The sequence below is a fragment of the Mycobacterium hippophais genome (genome assembly GCF_027529605.1).
Lineage (GTDB): Bacteria > Actinomycetota > Actinomycetes > Mycobacteriales > Mycobacteriaceae > Mycobacterium > Mycobacterium arseniciresistens.
The window spans coordinates 175435-200215 of sequence record NZ_JAPZPY010000007.1 but is presented as its reverse complement, the minus strand read 5'-3'; the positions used below and the strand labels follow the sequence as shown (position 1 = coordinate 200215).

22 protein-coding genes are annotated in these 24781 nt (G+C 69.6%); 13 read left to right on the top strand and 9 right to left on the bottom strand.

The annotated features are described in order from the left end of the window. The first annotated feature begins 110 nt into the window (after positions 1-110). From O6P37_RS16865 to O6P37_RS16835, 7 genes are read left to right on the top strand one after another with little or no spacing between them, the layout of a single operon-like run. On the top strand, positions 111-962 hold the full coding sequence (locus tag O6P37_RS16865; protein ID WP_269895220.1) for an enoyl-CoA hydratase: 852 nt from the start codon (positions 111-113) through the stop codon (positions 960-962). Next, positions 959-2167 carry an amidohydrolase family protein gene (locus O6P37_RS16860; protein WP_269895156.1) on the top strand — a complete coding sequence of 403 codons (1209 nt, stop codon included), beginning with the start codon at positions 959-961 and terminating at the stop codon, positions 2165-2167. Before O6P37_RS16865 ends, O6P37_RS16860 begins: the two co-directional genes overlap by 4 nt. Before the next feature lie 8 nt (positions 2168-2175). Beyond that, entirely contained in the window at positions 2176-3807 is a 1632-nt protein-coding gene (locus tag O6P37_RS16855) for an acyl-CoA synthetase (RefSeq protein WP_269895155.1), read from the top strand. Then, positions 3804-4655, top strand: coding sequence for an amidohydrolase family protein (locus O6P37_RS16850; protein ID WP_269895154.1), 852 nt, complete (start codon positions 3804-3806; stop codon positions 4653-4655). The genes O6P37_RS16855 and O6P37_RS16850 overlap by 4 nt, the downstream gene beginning before the upstream one ends. A gap of 3 nt (positions 4656-4658) precedes the next feature. Next, a complete protein-coding gene (locus O6P37_RS16845) occupies positions 4659-5720 on the top strand; it encodes an acyl-CoA dehydrogenase family protein (protein WP_269895153.1) in 1062 nt (353 codons plus the stop codon). A gap of 11 nt (positions 5721-5731) precedes the next feature. Beyond that, positions 5732-6925 carry an acyl-CoA dehydrogenase family protein gene (locus O6P37_RS16840; RefSeq protein WP_269895152.1) on the top strand — a complete coding sequence of 398 codons (1194 nt, stop codon included), beginning with the start codon at positions 5732-5734 and terminating at the stop codon, positions 6923-6925. Then, entirely contained in the window at positions 6922-7965 is a 1044-nt protein-coding gene (locus tag O6P37_RS16835) for an NAD(P)H-dependent amine dehydrogenase family protein (RefSeq protein WP_269895151.1), read from the top strand. Before O6P37_RS16840 ends, O6P37_RS16835 begins: the two co-directional genes overlap by 4 nt. A 79-nt stretch (positions 7966-8044) precedes the next feature. Here the strand turns inward: O6P37_RS16835 and O6P37_RS16830 are convergent, their stop codons facing one another. Beyond that, positions 8045-9190 carry a thiolase family protein gene (locus O6P37_RS16830; protein WP_269895150.1) on the bottom strand — a complete coding sequence of 382 codons (1146 nt, stop codon included), beginning with the start codon at positions 9188-9190 and terminating at the stop codon, positions 8045-8047. Positions 9191-9272: 82 nt separating this feature from the next. Here O6P37_RS16830 and O6P37_RS16825 point away from each other — a divergent pair, with 82 nt between their 5' ends. Then, a complete protein-coding gene (locus tag O6P37_RS16825; protein ID WP_269895219.1) occupies positions 9273-10814 on the top strand; it encodes an aldehyde dehydrogenase family protein in 1542 nt (513 codons plus the stop codon). A gap of 4 nt (positions 10815-10818) precedes the next feature. On the opposite strand, the gene O6P37_RS16820 is transcribed toward O6P37_RS16825, so the two are convergent. Together O6P37_RS16820 and O6P37_RS16815 are read right to left on the bottom strand one after the other, a co-directional pair. Beyond that, positions 10819-12018, bottom strand: a complete 1200-nt coding sequence (locus tag O6P37_RS16820; RefSeq protein ID WP_269895149.1) for a cytochrome P450 — start codon at positions 12016-12018, stop codon at positions 10819-10821. Between the two features lie 98 nt (positions 12019-12116). Next, entirely contained in the window at positions 12117-12902 is a 786-nt protein-coding gene (locus tag O6P37_RS16815) for an SDR family oxidoreductase (RefSeq protein WP_269895148.1), read from the bottom strand. A gap of 203 nt (positions 12903-13105) precedes the next feature. Between O6P37_RS16815 and O6P37_RS16810 the strand changes: the two genes are divergently transcribed. Then, entirely contained in the window at positions 13106-14536 is a 1431-nt protein-coding gene (locus tag O6P37_RS16810; protein ID WP_269895218.1) for an aldehyde dehydrogenase family protein, read from the top strand. Here O6P37_RS16810 and O6P37_RS16805 read toward each other — a convergent pair. From O6P37_RS16805 to O6P37_RS16790, 4 genes are read right to left on the bottom strand one after another with little or no spacing between them, the layout of a single operon-like run. Continuing rightward, positions 14520-16157 (bottom strand): acyl-CoA synthetase, encoded by a 1638-nt coding sequence (locus O6P37_RS16805; protein ID WP_269895147.1) that lies wholly within the window; start codon positions 16155-16157, stop codon positions 14520-14522. The two genes, O6P37_RS16810 and O6P37_RS16805, sit on opposite strands and share 17 nt — an antisense overlap. Before the next feature lie 14 nt (positions 16158-16171). Further along, positions 16172-16783, bottom strand: coding sequence for a PaaI family thioesterase (locus tag O6P37_RS16800; RefSeq protein ID WP_264012059.1), 612 nt, complete (start codon positions 16781-16783; stop codon positions 16172-16174). After that, the gene (locus tag O6P37_RS16795; protein ID WP_269895146.1) at positions 16780-17397 is read right to left on the bottom strand and encodes a cysteine hydrolase; all 618 of its coding nucleotides are present in this window, start codon (positions 17395-17397) and stop codon (positions 16780-16782) included. The genes O6P37_RS16800 and O6P37_RS16795 overlap by 4 nt, the downstream gene beginning before the upstream one ends. Continuing rightward, entirely contained in the window at positions 17394-18395 is a 1002-nt protein-coding gene (locus O6P37_RS16790; RefSeq protein ID WP_269895145.1) for an aromatic ring-hydroxylating oxygenase subunit alpha, read from the bottom strand. Before O6P37_RS16790 ends, O6P37_RS16795 begins: the two co-directional genes overlap by 4 nt. A 145-nt stretch (positions 18396-18540) precedes the next feature. On the opposite strand from O6P37_RS16790, the gene O6P37_RS16785 reads away from it, so the two are divergent. Next, on the top strand, positions 18541-19215 hold the full coding sequence (locus O6P37_RS16785; RefSeq protein WP_269895144.1) for a Crp/Fnr family transcriptional regulator: 675 nt from the start codon (positions 18541-18543) through the stop codon (positions 19213-19215). Positions 19216-19224: 9 nt separating this feature from the next. On the opposite strand, the gene O6P37_RS16780 is transcribed toward O6P37_RS16785, so the two are convergent. Beyond that, positions 19225-20193 (bottom strand): diguanylate cyclase domain-containing protein, encoded by a 969-nt coding sequence (locus tag O6P37_RS16780; RefSeq protein WP_269895143.1) that lies wholly within the window; start codon positions 20191-20193, stop codon positions 19225-19227. Between the two features lie 166 nt (positions 20194-20359). Here O6P37_RS16780 and O6P37_RS16775 point away from each other — a divergent pair, with 166 nt between their 5' ends. Genes O6P37_RS16775 through O6P37_RS16765 form a run of 3 tightly spaced genes read left to right on the top strand, consistent with a single transcriptional unit; the run spans position 20360 to position 24171 of the window. Continuing rightward, positions 20360-21391, top strand: a complete 1032-nt coding sequence (locus O6P37_RS16775; protein ID WP_269895142.1) for an NAD-dependent epimerase/dehydratase family protein — start codon at positions 20360-20362, stop codon at positions 21389-21391. Beyond that, a complete protein-coding gene (locus tag O6P37_RS16770) occupies positions 21388-23013 on the top strand; it encodes a flavin-containing monooxygenase (RefSeq protein WP_269895141.1) in 1626 nt (541 codons plus the stop codon). The genes O6P37_RS16775 and O6P37_RS16770 overlap by 4 nt, the downstream gene beginning before the upstream one ends. A gap of 9 nt (positions 23014-23022) precedes the next feature. Beyond that, entirely contained in the window at positions 23023-24171 is a 1149-nt protein-coding gene (locus O6P37_RS16765; RefSeq protein WP_269895140.1) for an alpha/beta hydrolase, read from the top strand. Here O6P37_RS16765 and O6P37_RS16760 read toward each other — a convergent pair. Next, positions 24126-24743 carry a TetR/AcrR family transcriptional regulator gene (locus O6P37_RS16760; protein WP_269895139.1) on the bottom strand — a complete coding sequence of 206 codons (618 nt, stop codon included), beginning with the start codon at positions 24741-24743 and terminating at the stop codon, positions 24126-24128. The two genes, O6P37_RS16765 and O6P37_RS16760, sit on opposite strands and share 46 nt — an antisense overlap. Positions 24744-24781: the final 38 nt, after the last annotated feature.

The window sequence follows — 24781 nt, the reverse complement described above, 5'->3', positions numbered from 1 at the left end:
GCGCTTGCGGAAGGCGCTACCGATAGGTGTACAGTATGTCCATTAGTCCAGCTGGTGACACGTCCGAGGAGGTCGACTTGGCCGGTGCGTCCGAGGGCATCGCGGAAGCCGTGACCGATCGCCCGCGCGGCGACAACGACGTCGTCCGCTACGAGGTCCACGACACCGGCGTAGCGGTGGTGACCTTCAACCGGCCGGAGCGGATGAACGCCTGGGGCGGTGGCCTCGCAGCCGGCTTCTACTCCGCGCTCGACGCCGCCGAAGCCGACCCCGCCGTCCGGGTGGTGGTGCTGACGGGCAGCGGGCGGGCCTTCTGCGCGGGCGCCGACATGGGCGACCTGTCGTCGATCGAGGGCGCCTCCACCGGCGGTGACACCGACGTCACGAAGATGGTCGGTGAACGCCACCCACACTTCGTCACGTCGCTGCGCACGCCGATCATCGCCGCGGTCAACGGCGCCTGCGCCGGGATCGGGCTCACCCAGGCGCTGATGTGCGACGTGCGGTTCGCCGCCGCGGGCGCGAAGTTCACCACGTCGTTCGCCAGGCGCGGACTCATTGCCGAATACGGGATCTCGTGGATCCTGCCGCGCGTGGTGGGCTGGGGCGCGGCGATGGACCTGCTGCTGAGCGGCCGGGTGTTCCACGCCGAAGAGGCCGCCGAACTGGGACTGGTCAAGGCCGTCGTGCCCGCCGGCGAGCTGATGCCGACCGCGATGGCCTACGCCGAGGACATCGCCGCGAACTGTGCGCCGAGCGCGCTGGCGGTGATCAAGCAGCAACTCTACGGCGATGCCATGAGCGGAGTCATGGAGACCAGCGCGAGGTCCGAGCGGCTCATGCACGAGTCGATGCTGCGGCCCGATTTCATCGAGGGCATCACGGCGTTCTTCGAGAAGCGGCCCCCGAACTTCCCGCCCATGGGCGAGGCGACAGCCACCGGAAAGGACTCAGCCGAATGACGTTGGACTACCGCGCCATCGACGTGGACAACCACTACTACGAGCCGATCGACTCCTTCACCCGGCACCTGCCCAAGGAGTTCAAGCGCAGGGGCGTCCAGATGCTCACCGAGGGCAAGCGCACCTTCGCCGTCATGGGTGGCGTCGTCAACCACTTCATCCCGAACCCCACCTTCGACCCGATCATCGAGCCGGGGTGTCTGGATCTGCTGTTCCGCGGCGAGATCCCCGAAGGCGTCGAACCGGCGTCGCTGATGAAGGTGGACCGCCTCGCCGATCACCCCGAGTACCAGAACCGCGAAGCGCGGCTCGCGGTGCTCGACCGGCAGAACCTCGAGACGGTGTTCATGCTGCCGACGTTCGCGTGCGGAGTGGAAGAGGCGCTCAAGCACGACATCGACGCCACCATGGCGTCGGTGCACGCGTTCAACCTGTGGCTCGACGAGGACTGGGGCTTCGACCGTCCCGACCACCGCTTCCTGTCGGCGCCGATCATCTCGCTGGCCGACCCGCAGAAGGCGGTCGAGGAGGTGGAGTTCGTCCTCGGCCGTGGCGCCAAGATCGTCTGCGTGCGGCCCGCCCCGGTGCCCGGTGTGGTCAAGCCGCGCTCGCTCGGCGACCCGGCGCACGATCCGGTGTGGGCGCGGCTGGCCGAAGCCGGTGTGCCGGTGGTCTTCCACCTGTCCGACAGCGGCTATCTGGCGATCGCGGCGCTCTGGGGTGGCAAGGCGACGTTCGAGGGCTTCGGCAAGAAGGACCCCCTCGACCAGGTACTGCTCGACGACCGCGCCATCCACGACTCGATGGCCTCGATGATCGTCCACCAGGTCTTCACCCGGCATCCCACCCTGCGGGTCGCCAGCATCGAGAACGGCTCCTACTTCGTCCACCGGCTGATCAAGCGACTGAAGAAGGCCGCCAACACCGCGCCCCACCACTTCAGGGAAAACCCGGTGGAGCAGCTGCGCAACAACGTCTGGATCGCCCCCTACTACGAGGACGACGTGAAGCTGCTCGCCGAGACCATCGGTGTGGACAAGATCCTGTTCGGATCGGACTGGCCGCACGGCGAGGGCCTCGCCGATCCGATGACCTTCACCGCCGACATCCCGCAGTTCCCCGAGTTCAGCGCCGAGGACACCCGGAAGGTGATGCGCGACAACGCGCTCACCCTTCTCGGCGCCGACGTCACAGCGAACGCCTGACCGCCGTCATGGCCGAGTGGACGATAGGCGACGTCGTCGACGCCGTCGCCGACGCCGTCGGTGACCGCACCATGACGGTCTGCGGTGACCGCCGCACCACCTACCGCGAGATGGCGGACAACAGCCGGCGGTTCGCGAACTTCCTCGCCGACAGGGGCTTCGGCGCCCACTGCGAGCGGGATGCACTGGACAACTGGGAGTGCGGCCAGGATCGCGTCGCGCTGATCATGTACAACGACCGCTACCCCGAGATGGTGGTGGGCGCACTCAAGGCACGCTGCGTCCCGGTGAATGTCAACCACAACTACTCACCGCGCGAAGTGGCCGAACTCCTCGACTACGTCAAGCCCAGAGCCGTCGTCTACCACCGTTCGCTGGGCGCCAAGTTCGCCGACGTGCTGCCCCCGGCGGGTGTCGACCTGCTCGTCGCGGTGGACGACGGCAGCGACGTGTCCGACCTCGCCGGCGCGGTGCCGCTCGAACAGGCGCTGGCGCAGGGCGATCCGGAACGCCGTATCGCCGGTTCGCCGGACGACCTGATCATGTACTGCACAGGTGGAACGACGGGCAGGCCGAAAGGCGTGCTGTGGCGGCAGAGCGACTCCTACGTGTCGTCGATGGTGGGGGCCGACCACGAATCGGTCGCCGAGATCCACGAGCGGGTGAGCGGCAGCCCTGGGGCACCCTGGTTCGCCGTATCCCCGCTGATGCACGCCGCCGGGCTGTGGACCGTCTTCTCGGGGGCGCTGGCCGGTCAGACCGTCGTCGTCTACGACGACCGGACGAGGTTCGATCCGAAGACGGTGTGGGAGACCGCCGAGCGGGAGAAAGTCGGCCTGATGACGATGGTCGGTGACGCCTACGCCGCACCGCTGATCGAGGAGCTGAAGCGGCGTCACTACGACCTGTCGGCGCTGTACGCGATCGGCACCGGCGGCGCCGCGACCAACCCGAAACACCGTGCTGCGCTGCTGGACCTGTTGCCGCAGCTCACCCTGATCAACGGCTACGGCTCCTCGGAGACGGGCAACGTGGCGTTCGGCCACAGCAGCCAGGGCAGCAGCCGGGACACGTTCGACCTGCGGGTCGGTGGCACGATCGCCTCCGACGACCTCACCCGGTTCGTGTCACCCGGCGAGGACACCGTCGGCTGGGTGGTGCGCACCGGCCGGATACCGCTGGGCTATTTCGACGACCCCGAGGCGACCCGGCGGACGTTCCCGGTGGTCGAAGGGCAGCGGGTGGTGGTGTCGGGGGATCGCGCCGCACTCGAACCCGACGGCACCATGCGGCTGTTCGGCCGCGACTCGCTCGTCGTGAACACCGGAGGGGAGAAGGTGTTCGTGGAGGAGGTGGAGGCGGTGCTGCGGATCCAGCCCGGTGTCGCCGACGCGGTCGTGGTCGGCCGGGACAGCGAGCGCTGGGGCCAGGAGATCGTCGCCCTGGTCCAAGCCCATCCCGGTGTCACCGTCGACGCGGCGGCGCTGCACGCCGCCTGCGTCGAGCAGCTGGCCCGGTTCAAGGCGCCCAAGGAGTTCCTCGCCGTCGAGCGGGTGCGTCGGCTCGGCAACGGCAAGGCCGACTACCGCTGGGCCAGAACCGAAGTGGCGCAGCGCGCCGCCGTTGCGAGCCCGTCATGACCGGAGACGCCAGGCCTGAGGTGATCGACTGCCTGGTCAACGTGCACTTCGGCGAGACGGCCAAGCAGCCCGACTTCATGCTCAAGGTCCGCGACGACTACTTCAAGGGGCCGTCCTCGCTCTACGATCCGGTCGACCTGCCGCAGCTGCTCGACGAGATGGACGCCCACGGCGTTGTCAAGGCGATCCTGATGGACAACCTGCGCACACCGTCGGTGACGGCCCGCAAGTTCGTGGCGGAGCGGCCGGACAGGTTCGCGCTGGCGATCGGGGGAATCGACCTGCTGCGCCCGGTCCCCGCCCTGCGCGAGTTGTCCGCCGCGGCGCGTGACCTACCGGTGGCGTACGCCGTTGTCGGACCGAGCTTCTGGGGCGACGGAATGTACCCGCCCAGCGACGCCGTGTACTACCCGCTGTACGCCAAATGCGCGGAGCTCGAACTGCCGCTGTGCGTCAACACCGGCATCCCCGGCCCGCCCATCCCCGGAGAGGCGCAGCACCCGATCCACCTCGACCGGGTGTGCGTGCGGTTCCCCGAACTGAAGCTCTGCATGATCCACGGCGCCGATCCGTGGTGGGACGTCGCCATCCGGCTGCTCATCAAATACCGCAACCTCCGGTTGATGACGTCGGCCTGGTCGCCGAAACGATTGCCCGACAGCCTGTTGCACTACATGCGCACCCGCGGCCGCGACAAGGTCATCTTCGCCTCCGACTGGCCGGTGCTGCGCCAGAGCCGCGTGGTTCCCGAGGCGCTGGCGCTGGACCTGCCGCCCGACGTGCTCGACAACTACCTCCACCACAACGCCGCAGAGTTCTTCTTCGGCAGCCGACGCGAGGAGATCTGACCGATGGACCGGTACGAACTGCGCAGACAGGACTACAGCCTGTCCGAGGACCACCAGGCGGTCCAGGAGGCGTATCGAGACTTCTTCACGACGCACTGCTCGATCGACACCGTGCGGGCGGCCGAGGTGACGGGCTTCGACAAGAGCCTGTGGGAGCGGCTGTGCGCCACGGGCGCCACCACCATGGCCGTGCCCGAGGACGCCGGCGGCGACGGCGCGACGCTGGTCGACCTGACGCTGGTCGCCGAGGAGATCGGCCGCGCGCTCGCGCCGGTGCCGTGGATCGACCATGTCTGCGCCACCCGGCTGCTCGCCCGGTTGGGCGCGCTCGGCTCCGACTCCACCGAGATCGTCAGCGGCACCCGCATCGTCGGACTCGACGCGCGGGAGGAGGACGGTCCCGGTGTCCGGCTCATCCCGTCGGGTTCGATCGCCGACCACATCGTGCTGCGGGACGGGGACGCGGTCGTGCGGCTCACGTTCGACACGCGGCCGGCCCGGGTCGACAACATCGGCAAGTTGCCGATGGCGTGGGTGGATCCCGCCGCCGCGGACAGCCGCACTGTGCTCGCCGAGGGCCCGGACGCCCTCGCGGCGTACCAGCGCGCACTCGACGAATGGCGGGTGCTGACGGCCGCCGCACTGGTGGGTCTGGTCGAGGAGACCATGACGATCGCCGTTGAGTTCGCCAAGACCCGCTACACGCTCGGCGTCCCGATCTCGACGCTGCAGGGCATCTCACATCCGCTGGCCAACATGGCCATCGCCGTGCAGGGCGGCCGCGGCCTCGCGCGGCGGGCGGCCTGGTTCGGCGACAACGAACCCGACGAGCGGCCCGAGCTGGCGCCGTCGGCCTTCGTCTTCATGGCGGAGGAGGCGCCGCGGGCCGCCACCATGGCGGTGCACGTGCAGGGCGGGCTCGGAGTGTCGGCGGAGGCGGCCGCGACGGCGTATCTGGTGCGGGCCCGGGGCTGGGCGCTGGCGGGCGGTGACCCCGGCGCGAGCGCCAAGCGCATCGCGCGCATCGTCGCCGCCCGGGAGACCGCATCGGCAGGGCCAGGGTAGGAGCAACGGACATGGATTTCTCACGCGTCGAACTGTCCGACGATGACCAGCGTTTCCGCGACGAGGCACGCGCGTTCCTCGCCGAGCACGTCACCGAGGAGGTGCTGCGGCGCGACCGGGAAACCGGCGACAACTTCGATGAGGGCGTGCATCTCGCACTCGGTGCGGCCGGCTACCTCGAAGGCGAGTGGAAGCCGGCACACGAGGGCGGCTTCACCCGGGTGCGGCGGCGGATCTGGGAACTCGAGAAGCGCAGGTCGCACGTTCCGTGGGTGACCTGGGGCACGACGTCGATGGTGGCGCGGTCGGTGGCCAGGTTCGGATCCCCCGAACTCGTGGCCGACGTCCTGCCGAGGGTGTTCAGCGGACACGTGCGGCTGTGCCTGGGCTACACCGAGCCCGAGGGCGGCTCCGACATCGCGACATGTAAGACCCGTGCGGTGCGCGACGGCGACCAGTGGGTCATCAACGGCTCGAAGATGTTCACCACCGGCGCGCACAACTGCCAATACGTCTTCCTGATCACCAACACCGATCCCGCCGCTCCGAAACACAAGAGCCTCACCATGTTCCTGGTGCCGCTGGACACCCCGGGAATCGAGATCCAGGGCATCCGCACCGTCGACGGCGACCGCACCAACATCGTGTACTACAGCGACGTCCGGGTCGACGACCGGTACCGCCTCGGCGAGGTCAACGGCGGCTGGACGGTGCTGCGCGAGCCGCTCAACGCCGAACACGGTGCGGTGGAGGCGAGCGCCGATGGGCTGCAGGACGTCTCGATCATGATGCATCAGGGCGGTTTCATGGTCACCGCCTGCGACCGGGCCGCCGCTGTGGTCGGGACACCGGGTCCCGACGGGCGCCGCACCATCGACGACGACTCGGTCGCCTACCGGCTGGGCCGCAGCATCGCCCGCATGGAGACCGCGATCAGCACACCGAACATCTTCGGCCGGGTCGCCCTCGCGCAGAGCATGCGCGACGTGTCGCCCGACCTGATGGACATCCTGGGCACCGCGTCGGCGCTGCCGGTCGGCACCGACGGCGCGCCGGATGACGGTGCGGCGGAGTACGTCTACCGGTTCGCGCCGCTGGTCGGGATCTACGGCGGCACCCTCGAGGTGTTCCGCAACATGATCGGCCAGTACGTGCTCGGCCTCGGTAAGCCGAACTACGCCGCGCCGGTGAAGAAGGCGTCATGAGGCACCGCGTCGTCCAGTGGACCACCGGCAACGTCGGAAGGCAGTCCGTCGCGGCGATCGCCGCACACCCCGATCTCGACCTCGTCGGCTGCTTCGCCTGGTCGCAGGACAAGGTCGGCCGTGACGCCGGTGAGCTCTGCGGGCTCGCCGACGTCGGCGTTGCCGCGACGAACGACGTCGACGCACTGCTGTCTCTGAAACCGGACTGTGTTGTCTACAACCCGATGTGGATCGACGTCGACGAGCTGGCGCGGATCCTCGAGTCCGGCTGCAACGTCGTCACCACCGCGGCGTTCATCACCGGCCACTCGCTGGGCGACCGCCGCGACCGCATCGTCGAGGCCTGCGCCCAGGGCGGGTCGTCGATCTTCGGGTCGGGCATCAACCCGGGATTCGTCGACCTGCTGGCGGTGGTGGCCGCGGGTGGCAGCGAACGGATCGACAAGGTCACCGTCATCGAGGAGGCCGACATCAGCGGCTACGACTCCCCGGCGACCGAGATCCCGGTCGGCTTCTCTCATCCCATCGACCACCCGGGCCTGCAGGCGATGACGGCCAAGGCCACCGACGTGTTCATCGACGCCGTTCACCTGCTCGGCGACGTCCTGGGTGTCGAGTTCGACGAGGTCGTCTGCGAGGCCGAGTACGCCGAGACCACCGCCGACGTCGACCTCGGCTCCTGGACCATCGCCGCCGGGTGTGTCGCGGGTATCGCGTTCAGCTGGCATGGCAAGGTCGCCGGCCGCAGCATCGTCGAGCTGAAGTTCGTGTGGCGCAAGGGGCAGACGCTCCAGCCGGACTGGCCGATCGACACCGGACACCGCATCAAGGTCGAGGGCTGCCCGAACATCGATTTGCGAGTGGACATCTCACCGCCGCCGGACTTCGCGGGCACCACCATGAGCGACTTCATGCGGCTGCCGATGATCCTCACCGCGATGCCGGCGATCAACGCCATCCCGAAGGTGGTCGCTGCGGCGCCGGGCATCGTCACCTACGCCGACATCCTCCCGCTGCCCCGCGGCCTGGTCTCGGTGTAGTTCGCTCCCCGGCGAGCAGACGCAAAATCGCGTTCGGCTGGGCGATTCCGTGCGAATTTGCGTCTGCTCGCGGAAAGAGTCAGGTGGTCAGGACGGTGGCGCCTGCTGTGCCCGGGGCGCCATAGAGCTGGGCGAAGCCGACCTTCGGCTCGCCCGGCACCTGACGGTCGCCGGCCTCGCCGCGCAGTTGGCGCACCAGCTCGTGGATCTGGCGCAGACCCGACGCACCGATTGGCTCGCCGTTGGCTATCAGGCCGCCGTCGGTGTTGACCGGGAGCGTGCCGGTGATCTCGGTGGCCCCGTCGGCCAGCAGCTTCTCCTGCTCGCCGTCGGCGCAGAACCCGCACTCGGCCATGTGGATGATCTCCGCGCCGGCATCGGTGTCTTGCAACTGGACGACGTCGACGTCCGCGGGCGCCACCCGGGCCTTCTCGAACGCCGCCCGCGCGGCGTGGACGGTGGGGGAGACGCCCTCCTCGACCGGTGCGAAGGTGGTGTTCACCTCGTAGGCGCCGTAGCTGCGGGTGCGGACCTCGACCGCGCGCAAGTACACCGGTTTCGACGTGTAGCGGTGCGCGATGTCGGCGCGGCACATCACCACCGCGGCGGCGCCTTCGTCGGGAGCGCAGAACATGTACTGCGTCAGGGGGTAGTTGAGCATGGCGGAGCCGAGGATCTGCTCCTCCGACATCGGTTTGCGGCGGAACGCGTTGGGGTTCAACGCGCCGTTGCGGAAGTTCTTGGCCGCCACTTTCGCCAGGCTCTGGTGCGAGATGTCGTGGTCGTGCAGGTAGCGATTGGCCTTCATGCCGAAGAACTGCGTGGTCAGATACTGCCCGTTCTCGGCGTACCAGGCCGGCATACCGACCAGTGCGGGATCCTCGGTGAACGCGCCGCGCGGATGCTTGTCCAAGCCGACGGCGATACCGATGTCGTAATCGCCGAGCCGGATTCCGTCGGCGCAGACCTTCGCGGCACTCGCCGCCGTGGCGCAGGCGTTGAACACGTTGGTGAACGGGATGCCGGACAGACCGACCATGCCGACGATCGCGTCGGGGTTGGCGACGGTCCAGCTGCCACCGGACGCGGCGCCGATGTCGCGCCATTCGACGCCCGCGTCGGCGACCGCCGCGAAGATCGCGTCGACCCCCATCTGCATCGCGGACTTGCCCTCGAAGCGGCCGAAGGGGTGCAGGCCGACCCCGATGATGGCGACGTCGTTCATGCGAACCTCCGTGATCAGAAGCCGAGCGTATCGCAACTGTAACTCTTACAGTATCTTAGTCGAAATGGAGACCGAGACGGACATGGCCGAGGTCGCAGGGCGGGAGTCGGCCCCCAGCGTCCCCATCGGCAGACGGGCCGCGCAGCGTGCCGAGTCCCGCATGCTCATCGACGGCGAACTGGTGGGCGCGCAATCCGGTGACGAGTTCGGCAACGAGTCTCCCTCGACGGGTTCGGTGTTGGGCACCGTGGCTGCCGCCGGTACGTCGGACATGCTGCGCGCCGTCGCCGCGGCCCGCCGCGCGTTCGACGACACCGACTGGTCGACGAACCGCGCGCTGCGCAAGCGCTGCCTCACCCAGTTGCAGGAGGCGCTGGCGTCCGAGCGCGATCAGTTGCGCGAGGAACTGATCGCCGAGGTGGGCTGCCCCGAGATGACGGTGACCACAGCGCAACTCGACTGGCCACTCGCCGAGGCGCTGCGCTACCCCGCCGGGCTGATCGACGACTTCGAGTGGCAGCGGGTGCTCGACGGCGGCGGCCTGTTCGGGGACCGCAACGTGCGCACGGTGGTCAAGGAACCAGTGGGCGTCGTCGCGGCGATCACGCCGTCGAACTTCCCGGTCGAGGTGATCCTCAACAAGCTCGGCCCGGCGCTGGCGGCGGGCAACACCGTGGTGCTCAAGCCCGACCCGCACACCCCGTGGAACGCCACCCGGCTCGGCAGGCTCGTCACTGAACGCACCGACATCCCCGCCGGCGTCCTCAACGTCGTGCCGACGCCGTACAACGAGGTCGCCGAACTGCTGGCGACCGACCCGCGGGTCGACATGATCTCCTTCACCGGGTCGACCGCCGTCGGCAAGCTGCTGACCCGGCTCGGCGCCGAGACGATGAAGCGGACGTTCCTCGAGCTGGGCGGCAAGTCGGCGCTGGTCGTCACCGAGGACGTCGACCCGGCGAGGGTGATCCCCGCCGCGGCGGGTGTCTGCGTGCACGCCGGCCAGGCCTGCGCGTCGACGACCCGGCTGCTGGTGCACCGGTCGCGCTACGACGAGGTCGTCGCCGGTGTCACCGCGGCGTTCGGCATGCTGCCGGTGGGGGACCCGGCATTGCCGCAGACACTGGTGGGGCCGTTGATCAGCGCCAGGCAGAAGCGCCGGGTGCTCGAGGCCTGCGAGCAGGCACGTCGGGAGGGCGCCGAGATCACCACCGGCGGAACATCGTTCGATGACCTGCCCGACGAACTCCGCGGCGGGTACTTCGTGGCGCCGACCGTCGTGGTCGGGGTCGACAACTCGGCGGCCATCGCCCGGGACGAGATCTTCGGCCCGGTGCTGGTGGTGCTGCCGTTCGACGACGACGACCACGCCGTTCAGATCGCCAACGACAGCCCGTTCGGCCTGGCCGGGGCGGTGATGTCGGGATCCACTGACCGTGGCCTCGCCATCGCGCGGCGGATCCGCAGTGGCGCACTCGGTGTCAACGGCGGGATGTACTACGGCGCCGACGCCCCGTTCGGCGGATACAAGAACTCCGGCGTCGGCCGCCAGTGCGGACTGGAGGGATTCGAGCAGTACCTGGAGACCAAGACCATCGCACACCGGACCCCCAGGCAGGCGTGAGGGCTCAGCCCTTCGGCGTGAACGTCACCGGCAGCCGCTTGGGCGACCGGAACGGCTGCCCCCAGATGTGCGGATCGTCGTCGGTGACCAGCGCGATGTCGTCCAACCGCGCCAGCAGGCACTCCAGGGCGACGCGGGTCTCCATCCGGGCGAGATGCAGCCCCATGCAGGTGTGCTCACCGGCCGCGAAGGTGATGTGCGGGATCCGCCTGCGGAAGATGTCGAACTCCTCCGGTCGCTCCCAGCGGGATTCGTCCCGGTTGGCCGAGCCGATGCAGACGTCGATCACCGATCCGGCCGGGATCGGCACGCCCTCGAGTTCGGTGTCCCCGGTGGAGAACCGCTGCACGGTGGTCAACGGTGTCTCGTACCGCAGCCCCTCCTCGATGGCGGCCGCGATCAGCTCGCTGTCGGCGCGTACCGCCGCGAACTGGTCGGGATGGCTCAGCAGCAGGTACAGCAGATTCCCCGAGGACCGGTAGGTGGTCTCGAGGCCGGCGGGCAGCAGCAGCCGCAGGAACGAGTAGATGGCTTCGTCGCTGAGCTTCTCGCCCTCGATCTCAGCGGTGACCAGGTCGCCGATGATGTCCTCGGTCGGCTGGGAGCGACGCCGGTCGATCTGGGTGAGGAAGTAGTCCTTGAGCGCGGCGGACGCCTCGAAGGCCCGCTTGTACTTGATCGTGTAGCTGATCAGTTCGACGGCGCGGGCGCGGAACCAGGGCAGGTCCTCCTCGGGCAGTCCGAGCAGGGTCGAGATCACTCTGGTGGGGAACTCGAAGGTGAAGTCGCGCACCAGATCGGCGGTGCCGCGCTCGGCGAACTCGTCGATCAGCGCATCGCAGATGGGCCGGACGATCTCCGGTTCCCACCGCGCCAGCGATTTGGACTTGAAGGCCGCCGACACGAGATTGCGGTGCTCGCGGTGCGGTCTGCCCTCCATCGCCAGGATCGTGGGACCGATGAACAGGCCGATGGTGTTGTCGTAGATCGACGAGTTGAACAACTTGCCGTCGCGGAACACCTTGTTGACGGCGTCGAAAGACACGGCGGCGTAGAGCTTGTCGGGGCGCAGTCCCTCGGGCGTCTTCGACCAGTCCATCACCGAGCCCTCGAACACCCCGGCCTGCCTGCGGTGCCGGGCGAACAGCGGATACGGGTCGCGCAACAGGTCGACCTGGTGGTCGGTGTCGGGGACTTGGCTCACGGCTGACTCCAGCATGGGTTGGGGGAACGCCTTCGCTGCACGACTTTACTGTAATTCTTACAGTAGAGCCTCGCACCGAGTTTGCGCAGGCTGTGTGATCACACCTGGATGGGCACGCCGGCCAGCAGTCCGGCGAGGTAGCCGGCGTCGGCCTGGATGTCCTGCCCGTTGATCCAGCGTGCCTCCGGCGAGGCGAGGAACGAGATCAGCGGCACCACGTCGTCGACGGTGCCGTGCCTGCCGACCGCCGAGCGCACCGCGTCGAGGACGTCGACGCCCATCGACTGTTCGAAGTCGGCCAGGATCGGCGTCTGCACGGGGCCGGGGCTGACGGTGTTGACCCGCACCCCGTACCTGCTCCACGCCGGGCCGGAGAGCCGCTTGGCGTAGAGGATGACGGCCTGTTTGGACGTGCTGTACACCGGATAGGCCGGATCCTGCGCCGCCTGCCACGCCTGCACCGCGGCGGCGTCTCTGGCGGCGAGCAGGCCGTCGAGGACGTCGGTGCGCAGCTGCCAGCCGACCGCGGCGGTCGATGCGACCGCGACCACCGATCCGCCGCGCCTCAGCCGCGGCAGCATGCCCTCGGTCATCAGCCGCATGCCGAGGTAGTTCACCCCCAGCACGTCGTCGGCGGACGCGGTGCCGGGCACCCCGGCCACGTGCGCGAGTGCATCCCAGCCGTCGCCGATCCGGTCGAGCAGCGCGGCGATCTCCCCGGCGTCGCGCAGGTCGCAGCGCAGGTGCTGCGACGCGGGAGTCTCGGAGGCGCGCAGATCGACCGCGAGCACGTGGTCGCCGCGTTCGAAGAAGTGTGCCGCCGTCGCCGCGCCGATGCCCGATCCCGCACCGACGACCACGATCTTCCGTTGCTCTGAGTCCATCCGCCCACCTCCGTCGAGTCCCGAACTGTAAGCATGACTGTAAACACCTCGACAAGGCGGGTCGAGCCTGCCGCGACGGTGTTAGGTTGATGCTCACCGGAGGGCCGATGGCCGGACGGTTGGGGGAAGGGAGTCCCGTGGTGGCGACGAGTGAGGCGACGACTGTGCCGGGGACTCCGGCCGCGGCTTCGGATCTGCCGTCGGTGCTCGACGCGCAGCGGAAGTCGTTCGTCGCCGATGGGCCACCCGATGCCGCGTTGCGGCGCAACCGCATCGACCGGCTGCTGGCGATGGTGCTGGACAACACCGAGGACTTCGTCGACGCGACCGCCACCGACTACGGGTCACGGTCCCGGTCGGCCGCGCTGTTCGCCGAGATCCTCGGCATCATCTCGGTGATCGAACACACCAGGACCCATCTCGGGGCGTGGATGCGGCCGAACCGGTTGATGCGTGCGGCGGGTGCGTTCGGCCTGCGCGCCGAGGTGCTGCCGTCGCCGCTGGGGGTCGTCGGCGTCATCGGGCCGTGGAACTTCCCGGTCAACCTCACCGTGCTGCCCGCATCCGCAGCCTTCGCCGCGGGCAACCGCGTGATGGTCAAGATGTCCGAGATCACGCCGCACACAGCCGAACTCATGCGCGCCATCGCGCCGCGCTACTTCGACGCCACCGAACTCGCGATCGTCACAGGCGGGACCGATGTCGCCGCGGCGTTCGCCGGGCTGCCGTTCGACCACCTGTTCTTCACGGGCTCACCCGCCGTCGGCGCACTCGTGCAGCAGGCGGCCGCCCGTCACCTCGTCCCGGTCACCCTCGAACTGGGTGGCAAGAATCCCGTCGTGGTGGCGCCGGACGCCGACATCGACCGGGCGGCGACCCGGATCGCGCACGCGCGGATGGTCAACGGCGGTCAGGTGTGCGTCTGCCCCGACTACGTCTTCGTCCCCGACGGAGCCGTGCAGCGGTTCGTCGACACCGCCCGCCGGACACTGCGCGACACGTACCCGACCGTCATCGCCAACGCCGACTACTGCTCGTCGGTCAACCAGGCGAACTTCGACCGGGTGGTGCGCTTGATCGAGGATGCGCGGGAGCGCGGCGCGCGCATCGACTCCGTCGCGCCGCCCGGCGAGATGCTGCCAGATCACACCTCGCGCAAGATCGCTCCCACCCTCATCCGCGACGTCGACGATCGGATGCTCATCGCCGATGAGGAGGTCTTCGGGCCGGTGCTGGTGGTGCGCGGCTACGGCGACCTGGCCGAAACGGTCGACTACATCAACCGACGGCCCGCGCCGCTGGTGGCGTACTGGTTCGGGGCCGACGACGACGACTTCCGGCACTTCGTCCGTCACACCCGCAGCGGCGGTGTGGCGCGCAACGACTTCGCCGCCCAGATGATCCCGTCGGCAGCGCCGTTCGGCGGGGTGGGCCGCAGCGGCATGGGGGCCTACCACGGCAAGGCCGGCTTCGACACGTTCAGCCATCACCGGACCGTGGTGGGCAGCGACCTCCCGTTCAGCATCACCGGCCGCGCGGCACTTCCGTTCACGAGGCCGATGGGGCTCGTCGCCGGCCTCGCGCTGCGCCGGGCGCGCAGCAGGACCCGGCGTCGGCTCAGGGCGAGCCGCTGACCGCCTGCTCGCGCGCCCACCGGTAGTCGGCCTTACCCGCGGGTGAACGCACGACGACGGGCCGGAACACCACAGCCTTGGGCAGCTTGTAGCGCGCCAACGACGTTGCGGCATGGGCGATCAACTCGTCGGCATCGGCTGCCGCGCCATCGGCGAGGGCGACCACGGCCACCACCTCCTGACCCCACCGCTCACTGGGCCGGCCCGCGACCACCACGTCGGCGACCGCGGGATGCGACGCGATGGCCGTCTCCACTTCTTCGGCGAAGATCTTCTCGCCGCCGGAGTTGATGGTCACCGAGTCACGGCCGAGCAGTTCGACGACGTCGGCGTCGAGATGGCGGGCGCGGTCACCGGGCACGGCGTAACGCACCCCCGCCACGACCGGGAACGTGGCCGCCGTCTTGGCGGCGTCGCCCTTGTAACCCAGTGGCACGTAGCCGCGCTGGGCGAGCCAGCCGATGCCGTCGTGGCCGGGCGCCAGCACGTCGGTCAGGTCCTCGGACACCACGACGGTGTCGGGTCCGGGCTTGAACCGGCCCGTCGACACGGCGCCCGGTGCGGACATGTGGGTGAGTTGGGCGCCCGTCTCCGATGAGCCGACGCCGTCGACGACCACCATCCCGGGTTTGGCGTCGATCAGGCGCTGTTTGGTGGTCGGCGTCAGCAGCGCACCGCCGTTGGCGACCACGGCCAGCGGTGTGTCGCCCGCCCGCTCGATGGCCGCCGCCAGCGGACGCGCCATCGCGTCACCGACCACCGTCGCCACCATCACCTGCTCGCGCTCGATCGTGGCGACGATCTCGTCGGCGTCGAACCGGTCGACCACCGACGAGAACACGACGGTCTGACCCGTGGTCAGCGCCGTCATCACCGCCCACTGTGCGGCGCCGTGCATCAGCGGCGGGAGCACCATCAGCTTCGTGCCGGGATTCGCCGCGGCACGCTCAACGAGCGCCGCGTAGGAGTCGAACACCGTGCCGGCGAACAGATCACGGCCGCCGAACGACGTGACGAAGATGTCGTGCTGGCGCCACAGCACGCCCTTGGGCATTCCGGTGGTGCCGCCGGTATAGAGCACGTAGAGATCGTCGGGCGAGGGCTGCACGTCCGGTGGCTGCGGCGCGGCTGCGGCCAGCGCCGCCTCGTAGTCGACGGCGCCGTCGAGCAGCTCGTTGCCCGATTCGTCGGCGATCTGAATGAGCACCTTCAGGTCGGGCAGGCCGGGCAGGACCTCGGCAACGCGTGGCGCGAACGCTGCGTGGTACACCAGGGCCGACGCGCCGGCGTCGGCGAGCAGGTACTGCAGTTCGTCGGCGACGTAGCGGTAGTTGACGTTGAACGGCGCGACGCGGGCCCGGAACGAGCCGAGCAGCGACTCGACGTATTCGTGGCCGTTGTAGGCGTAGATGCCGAGCAGGTCCTGGCCGACCTCGTGGCCCGCCAGCCCGGAACGCGTTGTGTGACAGCCGAGTCCGCGTGCGTGCAGATAGGACGCCAGCCGGTTGGACCGGTCGGCGACATCGGTGTAGGTGTGCCTGCGCCCGCTCTGGCACAGCAGGACCCGGTCGGGCAGCGCGGCGGCGATCGCGTCGAGCACGGCGGGCACGGTGAACTCCATGAGCGGACTCCTCGTCAGGGCTGGTGGGGGAGGAGCTTGATCATCAGGCCGTTCGCCTCGGACAGCACTGTGCCGTCGGCGTCGGTCATGGTGGCGGTGAGGAAGGCCTTCCGGCCGTCGAGTCGCTCGATACGGCCCCTGCTGATCAGCGGCGCGTCGATCGGTGTGACGGCACGGTAGTCGACGTGCAGATAGGCGGTGCGGCTGATGGGCCGGCCCGCGGCCGACACGATCATGCCGAAATGCCAGTCGTAGAACAGCGGGATGACACCGCCGTGCACGGCCATGTTGCCGCCGACGTGAAACCTGGTGAAGTGGCCTTCCATCGTGACGTTGCCGTCGCGGTCGGCGGCCGTGAACGTCCACGGCGGCATGAGCGGATGGCCGAGACCGGGCAGCGTCGTGGCGCGCCCGGCGGGTGCCTGCCCGTCGGGCACCGCGTGCGGTTCCAGAGCCGCACACACGCGCTCGATCTGCTCGGAGGCGGCGGTCCATGCCGCGCCGGGCGGACTGGTGGACACCGCCAGGTCCTGCAACCGCCGGACGGCCGCGGCGAACCGCTCCAGTTCGGGCGGCGCGTCGACGGGCGTGATCTCCGGGAAGCCGCGGGTCTCGGGGCCGGTCACGGCGCCCACGTGGCGATGAGGTCGTCGGTGGTGGTGATCGTCGCCAGCAGCGACAGGCTGTTGTCGATGACGGCGGCCCCGTACTCGGCCGGCACGCCGGCGACGGCGTCGCGCGGCAGCACCACCCGGTAGCCGGCGTTCACCGCGTCCATCACCAGGTTCGGGATCGCGATGTTCAGCGAGACGCCGACCGCCACGATCGTCGTCACCCCGAGGTTGCGCAGCACCGCGTCGAGGTCGGTGCCGCCCATCGGACCGACGCCGTGCCACCTGGTGAGTGTCAGATCGTCGTCCTCGGGGCCGAATTCGGGCAGCAGGGTGGCGCCCGGGCCACCCGGTGTTATGTCGACCTGGCGGGCGCCGGCCGCGAACAGCCGCGCGTTGTGGTTCGACCCGCGGCCGTCCGCACGGCGGTGCACGAGGCAGTGCACCACCTGGTTGCCTGCGGTGCGGGCTGCGGGCAGCAGGCGTGCGATGTTGGGCAGCGCCACCCGGGCCGCCTCCTGGGCGAGCACCGCCAGACCGGCGTGCGGCCCGACGACCGCGCCCTGCAGTTCCTGGGTGACGACGGCGGTGTGCGCCGGGGCGACGAGTTCGGGCAGCGGCGTCCTCATACCGGGGCGGCGGCGACGTCGTAGAACTGCTCGGCCCACTTGCGCATGGCCATGTACGGTGCGGCGTCGATCCTGGCCAGCGGCGGGTGCTCGACGTAGCGCTGGTAGCGCCAGATGTCGAGGTCCTCCCACACCGTGCGCAGGAACCGTTTCTCCACGTGGCTGCGCACCTGTTCGGGCGGCACATCCGAGGTCTCACCGGGCAGCTTCGGCCACCAGATCGAGTAGAAGAGGTTCGACACCTCGTCGTCGACCGGTGTGCAGGCGAAGATCAGGCGGTGATTCGACGAGCCCTCGAAGGCGCTCATCGCGAAGCCGAGTCCGGAGAAGTGACTGTGGATGCGTAGCGCCATCGAGTTCGGGTCGTCGCTGCGCGCGTCCGGCCAGCCGGTCAGGAACCGCCATTCCTCGGCGACGGCCTCCCACTCCAGACACACCGGCGTGACCGTGGCGCCGTGCACGTAGTGGAAATGTGAACTGTCCGGGCCGTTCTCGGCGACGATCTGCGGATGCACCGGTTCGCCGTCGGCCCGCCGGGAGAACTCGGGATAGGGCCGGTAGTAGGCGCCGGCATCCGTCTCGAACTGGGGGAACTTGCGGAAGATGTCGGGAAGTGGCCACTGCGGCTCCTTGCCGTCGGGATGGTGCCACATGAACACGCAGTCGTACTGTTCGCGCACCGGGTAGGTGCGCAGCGTCAGTCCGCGGTTCGGCCGGTCCGGCTGGTAGGGGATGTAGCGGTTGGTGCCGTCGGGTCCCCAGCGCCAGCCGTGGAACGGGCACTCGACACAGTCGCCGACCACCTTCCCGCCGTGTCCGATGTGGGCGCCGAGGTGCTTGCAATGGCCCTCGAGCACGTGCAGGACACCGGAATCGTCGCGGTAGGCGACCAGTTCCTCACCGAAATACTGGATCGGGCGGACCTCGCCCACGGGGAACTCCGGCGACCAGCCGATCATGAACCAGCCGGTGACTTTCCAGGTGAATGGGACTTTCACGCCGAAGCGACCTCCTGATGCGGGTCCGTCCACTGACTACGGAGGAGATTACAGTATTGTTTTCGGCAGGTGGTCGCGATCCGGCGGGCGGGTAGGTTCATTGCCAGAGTGGGGATCCGCTGCGGCCGAGAGGACTGGGAACACGGTGTACGAGATTTTGGCCAAGGCTGGAATCTTCCAGGGTGTCGAGCCCGACGCTGTCGCGGCGCTCGGCGAGCGCTTGCCGACCATCGACTTCCCCCGCGGGCACACCGTGTTCGTCCAGGGCGAGTTGGGTGACCGGCTGTACGTCATCGTGTCGGGCAAGGTCAAGATCGGCAGCCGTGCCAGCGACGGGCGGGAGAACCTGCTCGCCGTGCTGGGTCCGGCGGACATGTTCGGCGAGCTGGCCATCTTCGACCCGGGTCCGCGCACATCGAGCGTCACGACGCTGACCGAGGTGCGCACCGTCTGCATGGATCGCGACCTGCTGCGCACCTGGCTCACCGAACGGCCGGAGGTCGCCGAACAGCTGTTGCGGGTGCTGGCCCGGCGGCTGCGGCGGACCAACGACAACCTGTCCGACCTGATCTTCACCGACGTCCCCGGACGGGTGGCCAAGCAGCTGCTGATGCTGGCGCAGCGCTTCGGGGTGTCGGACAACGGCGAGCTGCGGGTCACCCACGACCTGACCCAGGAGGAGATCGCGCGCCTGGTGGGTTCCTCGCGGGAGTCGGTGAACAAGGCGCTGACCGATTTCACCGAGCGCGGCTGGCTCCGCATGCGGGGCAAGACGGTGTGGATCACCGACACCGAGCGACTGGCCCGCCGGGCGAGGTAGCCCGCCGGGTCATGGCGGGGCGGACCGGAAGTGGCTCGTGTTGCCCCTGCCCTTCGCCTTGGCCTGGTACATCGCCACGTCGGCATCGCGCAGCAGTTCGGCGGGGGTGCGGGCGTCGCCGGGTGCGACGGTGGTGATGCCGATGCTCGCGCCGATCCGCACCCGGACGGGCCCGACGGTGATCTCGTCGAGCAGCACCCGGTGCAGTCGCCGGGCCACCTCGTCGACCTCGCCGGGGCCGACGGGATCCAGCAGCAGCGCGACGAACTCGTCGCCGCCCAGCCTGGCCAGCAGGTCCTGCGGCCGGGTGACCGACCGCATCCGCTGGGCCGCGATGCGCAGCACCTCGTCACCGGTCGAGTGACCGTGCCGGTCGTTGACCGACTTGAGCTTGTCGAGGTCGATGAACAGCGCGGCCACCAGGCGGCCGTCGTCGCGCGCCGACAACGCCACTTCGGCGCGCTCCAACACGAATCCGCGGTTCGGCAGGCCGGTCAGCCAGTCGTGGGTGGCATCGTGGCGCAGCCGCTCCCGGGTGTCGTAGTGCTCGGTGATGTCGGTGAACGAGAACAGCACCGACGAGTGCTGCGGATCGTCGGGGTCGAGCAGGCAGCCGTGTCCGGTCACCCAGATCCGGGTGCCGTCGATGCGGTCGACGCCCACCACCTCACCGCTGAGCGTCATCCCGGTGCGCTGGATCCAGTGGATGGGGTGCTGGTCGGAGGTCATCTCGCGGCCGTCGCCGTCGTAGAGGGGGAGGTCGACACCCTGGTCGCTGTGGTGCACGCCGACGAGATCGCGCGCATCGGCGCCGAGGATGCGCCGCGCCGCGGCGTTGGTGAGCTCGAAGTGCCCGTCGCTGTCCATGATGACGACGCCCTCCTGCAGGAGGTCCAGCACGGTCCGGAAGCGTTCTTCGGACCACGTGGTCCGGGAAGGCGGCGCCGCCTCGGCGGCTCCCTCACCGTCGTTCGACACGTCGGACGGCACGTCAGCCGGCGTTCGCGTGACGCGGTGTGCTCATGGTGTTCGTCTTCCCCGGTGTCCCCAGCGCGCCGTCGATTCCGCCGCAATACTGTAATGGTTACAGTAACTTCTAGGATACCGACCGGCGGGCCGAGCTGCCCCGGCTGATGGGACATCGATGCACGAATCACCTCCGGCGCCGCGCAGGGCGCTCGTCATGGGCGCGAGCGGCAACGTCGGCGCCGCGGTCACCCGCCACCTGGTGGCCCGCGGCGACGATGTACGGGTGCTGCTGCGCCGGAGCAGTTCGACGAGGGGGATCGACGGCCTCGACATCGAACGGCACTACGGCGACATCTTCGACATCTCGGCGGTCACCGCGGCCATGGCCGACCGGGACGTCGTGTACTACTGCGTCGTCGACACCCGCGCGCACCTCGCCGACCCGGCGCCGTTGTTCCGGACGAACGTCGAGGGGCTGCGCGGCGTCCTCCACGTCGCCGTGCACGCCGACCTGCAGCGGTTCGTGTTCCTGAGCACGATCGGCACGGTCGCCGTCGGCAGCGGTGGGGCGGCGGTCGACGAGGACACCCCCTTCAACATGGCGGGACGCGGTGGCCCCTACATCGAGTCCCGTTGCCGTGCCGAGGATTTGGTGCTGCGGTGTGCGCGTGAGCGCGGCCTGCCCGCCGTCGCGATGTGCGTGTCCAATCCGTACGGCCCGCCCGACTGGCAGCCCAGGCAGGGATCACTGGTCGCACTCGCCGCCTTCGGCAAGATGCCGTGTTTCGTCCGCGGCGTCGGGGCGGAGGTGGTCGACATCGACGACGCCGCCGCGGCACTGCTGCTGGCCGCCGATCGGGGCCGCAACGGCGAGCGCTACATCATCTCCGAACGATTCATGACGCAGCGGGAGATGCTGCGCATCGCCGCCGACGCGGTCGGGGTGCGGCCGCCTCGGTTCGCTCTCCCGCAGGCTGCGGTGTATCTCGCCGGGGTGCTGGCCGGCGCCGCCAACCGGTGGCTCGGCCGCGACTACCCGCTCAACCTCCCCAGCGTCCGGCTGATGGTCGAGACGTCGCCGGCCAGCCACGACAAGGCCACCCGCGAACTGGGCTGGCGACCGGGCCCCACCGAGGACGCGATCCGCCGGGCCGCGCGCTTCTACGTCGAGCGCCGCGACCGCGACGAGGACGTGGTGAAGCTGTGAGCGCCGACTGCTCGGGGCACTACGACGTGCTCGTGATCGGCGCCGGGTTCTCCGGGCTGTACGCGCTGCACCGGCTGCGCGGCCTCGGCCTGCGCAGCCTCGTCCTGGAGAAGGCCGGGGAAGTGGGCGGCACCTGGGCGGTCAACCGGTATCCCGGCGCCCGCTGCGACATCGAGAGCATCGAGTACTCCTACAGTTTCTCCGAGGAGATCCAGCAGGAGTGGGTGTGGACCGAGACGATGCCGGCACAGCCCGAGATCGAGGCCTACGCGAACTTCGTGGCCGACCGCCTCGACCTGCGCGGCGGCATCGCGCTGCACACCGAGGTGGTCGCGATGACGTTCGACGAGCCGAGCGCGCAGTGGCGGGTGCGGACCCGCTGCGGGCAGACGTTCGTGGCGCCGTTCGTCGTCGCCGCGTCCGGGATCCTCTCGGTGCCGCTGGAACCCGACATCGCCGGCATGGACACCTTCGCCGGCACGTCGCTGTTCACCGGGCGGTGGCCCCGCGACGGTGTCGACCTCGGCCGGCGGCGGGTCGCGGTGATCGGCACCGGCTCCACCGGTGTGCAACTCATTCCCGTGGTGGCGCGGGACGCGGCCGAGCTGGTGGTGTTCCAGCGGTCACCGGCCTTCACGCTGCCGTGGCGGGTGCGGCCCTTCGAACCCGGCGAGCTCGACGGACTCAAGGCCGGGTACGCCGAGATCCGGGCCGCCCAGCGCGCCCACCCGGTCGGTGCGGCACGGCTCAGCGCCTTCTCCGTGCTGCTCGAGATGCTCGCGCGGCCGCCGATCAAGTCGGCCACTCCGCAGGAGCGCAGCCGCGCCGTCGAAGAGCACGGCGTCCTCGGCGCACTGAACTGGGGCGACGTCTTCTTCGACATCGAGGCCAACCGGATGGCGACCGAACTGTACGGCCAGGCGATCGCCCGCATCGTCGACGATCCGGACACCGCCGCGGCGCTGGTGCCCAGTCACCCGTTCGCGTGCAAGCGACCGATCATCGACCAGGGCTACTACGAGACGTTCAACCGCGACAACGTCACCCTGGTGGACCTGCGCCGCGGCGGCATCAAGGCGGTGACGCCGACGGGCATCGACACCGAACAGGGCGCGTTCGAGGTCGACGTGATCGTCTACGCCACCGGTTTCGACGCGATGACCGGCGCGCTGAGCCGCATCGACATCCGCGGCCGCGACGGCGTGGCACTGCGCGACGTCTGGGCCGATGAGGGTCCGGTGTCCTATCTCGGGCTGCAGGTGGCCGGTTTCCCCAACCTGTTCACCGTGCAGGGGCCGGGCAGTCCGGCGGCGGCGACGAACTTCATCGCCGCCCTCGAGCACCACGTCGAGTGGATCGGCGACTGCGTGAGTTCGCTGCGCGCACAGGGCTATCGGACGATAGAGGCGCTGCCCTCGGCCCAGGAGGAGTGGATCGAGCACACCACGTCGCTGGTGGCGCCGACGGTGCTGGTCCACCCCACGTGCAACTCCTGGTACAACGGCGGCAACGTGCCGGGCAAGAAGCGCATGTACATGGGCTACACGGCGGGGCTTCCGGAGTACCGCCGTCGCTGCGAGGAGATCGCCGCCGGGGGATACACCGGATTCAAGCTCTCGTAGGGTGACACGATGAGGCACACCGGGCAGGTCGTCCGTCAGCTCGCCGGTGTCCTGCCGCGCTCCGCGGACGCGCTGACGGGCTCGGCGGCGTGGGACGGCTTGTCCGTCGCCGGGGTACGCCAGTTCGGCGAGGTCGCCCTCGATGAGCTGGTGTTGACCGCGATGACGCTGAGCGGCCCTGGCCCGCGGCTGCGCAGGCCGGTCAGCTCCTGCGCCGCGGCGGCCGAGGAGTTCGCCGGCCACACGCCGGCAGAACTGCATGCGCCGCCGAACCCGTTGCAAATCAAGCGCATACAGCGGCAGTGGGTGGCGGGCCTGGCCTACGAGCGGATCACCTACGACCACGATCCGATGCTGCCGTCCGCGCTGACCGCCGACGGTCTCGGTGGGCCGGCGACGGCGGTGGCGCACCTGTGCCGGCACCGCGAGGGACCGCGGCCGTGGCTGGTGTGGGTGCACGGCGCCGGGCAGGGTGGGGCGTCGGACTTCCTGTTCGCCCGGGCACGGCGGCTGCACCAGCGGCTCGGGTTCAATCTCGCGATGCCGGTGCAGCCGGGCCACGGTGTGCGCCGTGACGTGTGGCCGCCTTATCCCGACATGGATCCGCTGACCAACGTGGCCGGGATGATGCGCGCGGTCTCGGAGGTGCGCGCGGTGGTGCGGTGGCTGGAGCCGCAGAGCACCGTGATCGCGGTGTCCGGTCTGTCACTCGGCAGTGCGGTGGCCGCCCTGGTGTCGCACCTGGAGGACGCGGCAGCGGCGGTCGCGCTCTACACCCCGATCCTCGGGCTGAATGCGATGATCGGGCAGCACATCTCGCGGTGGGGCCGCAGCGGTGACGAGTTGGCGGCCGCATTGGGATCCGACGTCGTCGCCGAATTGACCAAGGTGATCGACCCGCTGTCCGTGCTGCCCGCCGCGCCGCCGGAGCGCCGGCTGATCGTGGCGGCCTGGCAGGACCGGATGGCGATGCGGGGTCCCGCGCTGGCGCTGCACGAGCGGTGGGGCGGCCGGGTGCACTGGCATGACGGCGGCCACGTCGGGCACCTGTTCTCGGGCCGCGTCCAGCGGGTGACCGAGGAGTTCCTGCGGGAGGTGCGGGATTCGGCGGCTCAGTCGCCCGCGCCGTACTCGGCGACGATCCGCGACTCCAGGTAGTCGAGTTCGCGCGGCAGGTCGTAGTCGTCGGCGAGCACGATCCACTGGAACGCCGCTCCGAACGCGGCGGCGCTGATGGCGTTGACGGCGCGGTCCATGTCGATGTCGGGCCGCACGGACCCGTCGATGATCCCGTTGCGCAGACCGGCCGCCACCTCGTCGACGCCGCGCCGGAACCAGTCGTCGAGCCGCCCCCGTACCGGCGATGTGGTCTTGACCGCCTCGAAGGTCATCACGAACGTCGCCCGCAGGAAGTCCCGGTCCACGTCGTACAGCCGGCGGATCCGGCCGAAATGGGCGACGGCGTTCTGCAGGCCGGTGGAGTCCGGCTCAGCGGCGGGCATGATGTTCTGTGCCTGCGCGTGGGCCAGGATCGCCTCGAGGATGGCGTCCTTGCTGCCGTAGCGGGCGTGCACCATCGCCCTGCTGTATCCGGCGCGCCGGCCGATCTCGGCCGCCGACGTTGCCTCCCAGCCCTTCTCGGTGATCAGTTCGGCCGCCGCCGTGATCAGGCGGCGATTCGACAGCTCGACACGCTGCGGCTGGGTCAACCCGCGGGCGGGGGTGGGCACCCTTGCATATTAGACGCTCGACAACTAACTTAGTTGTT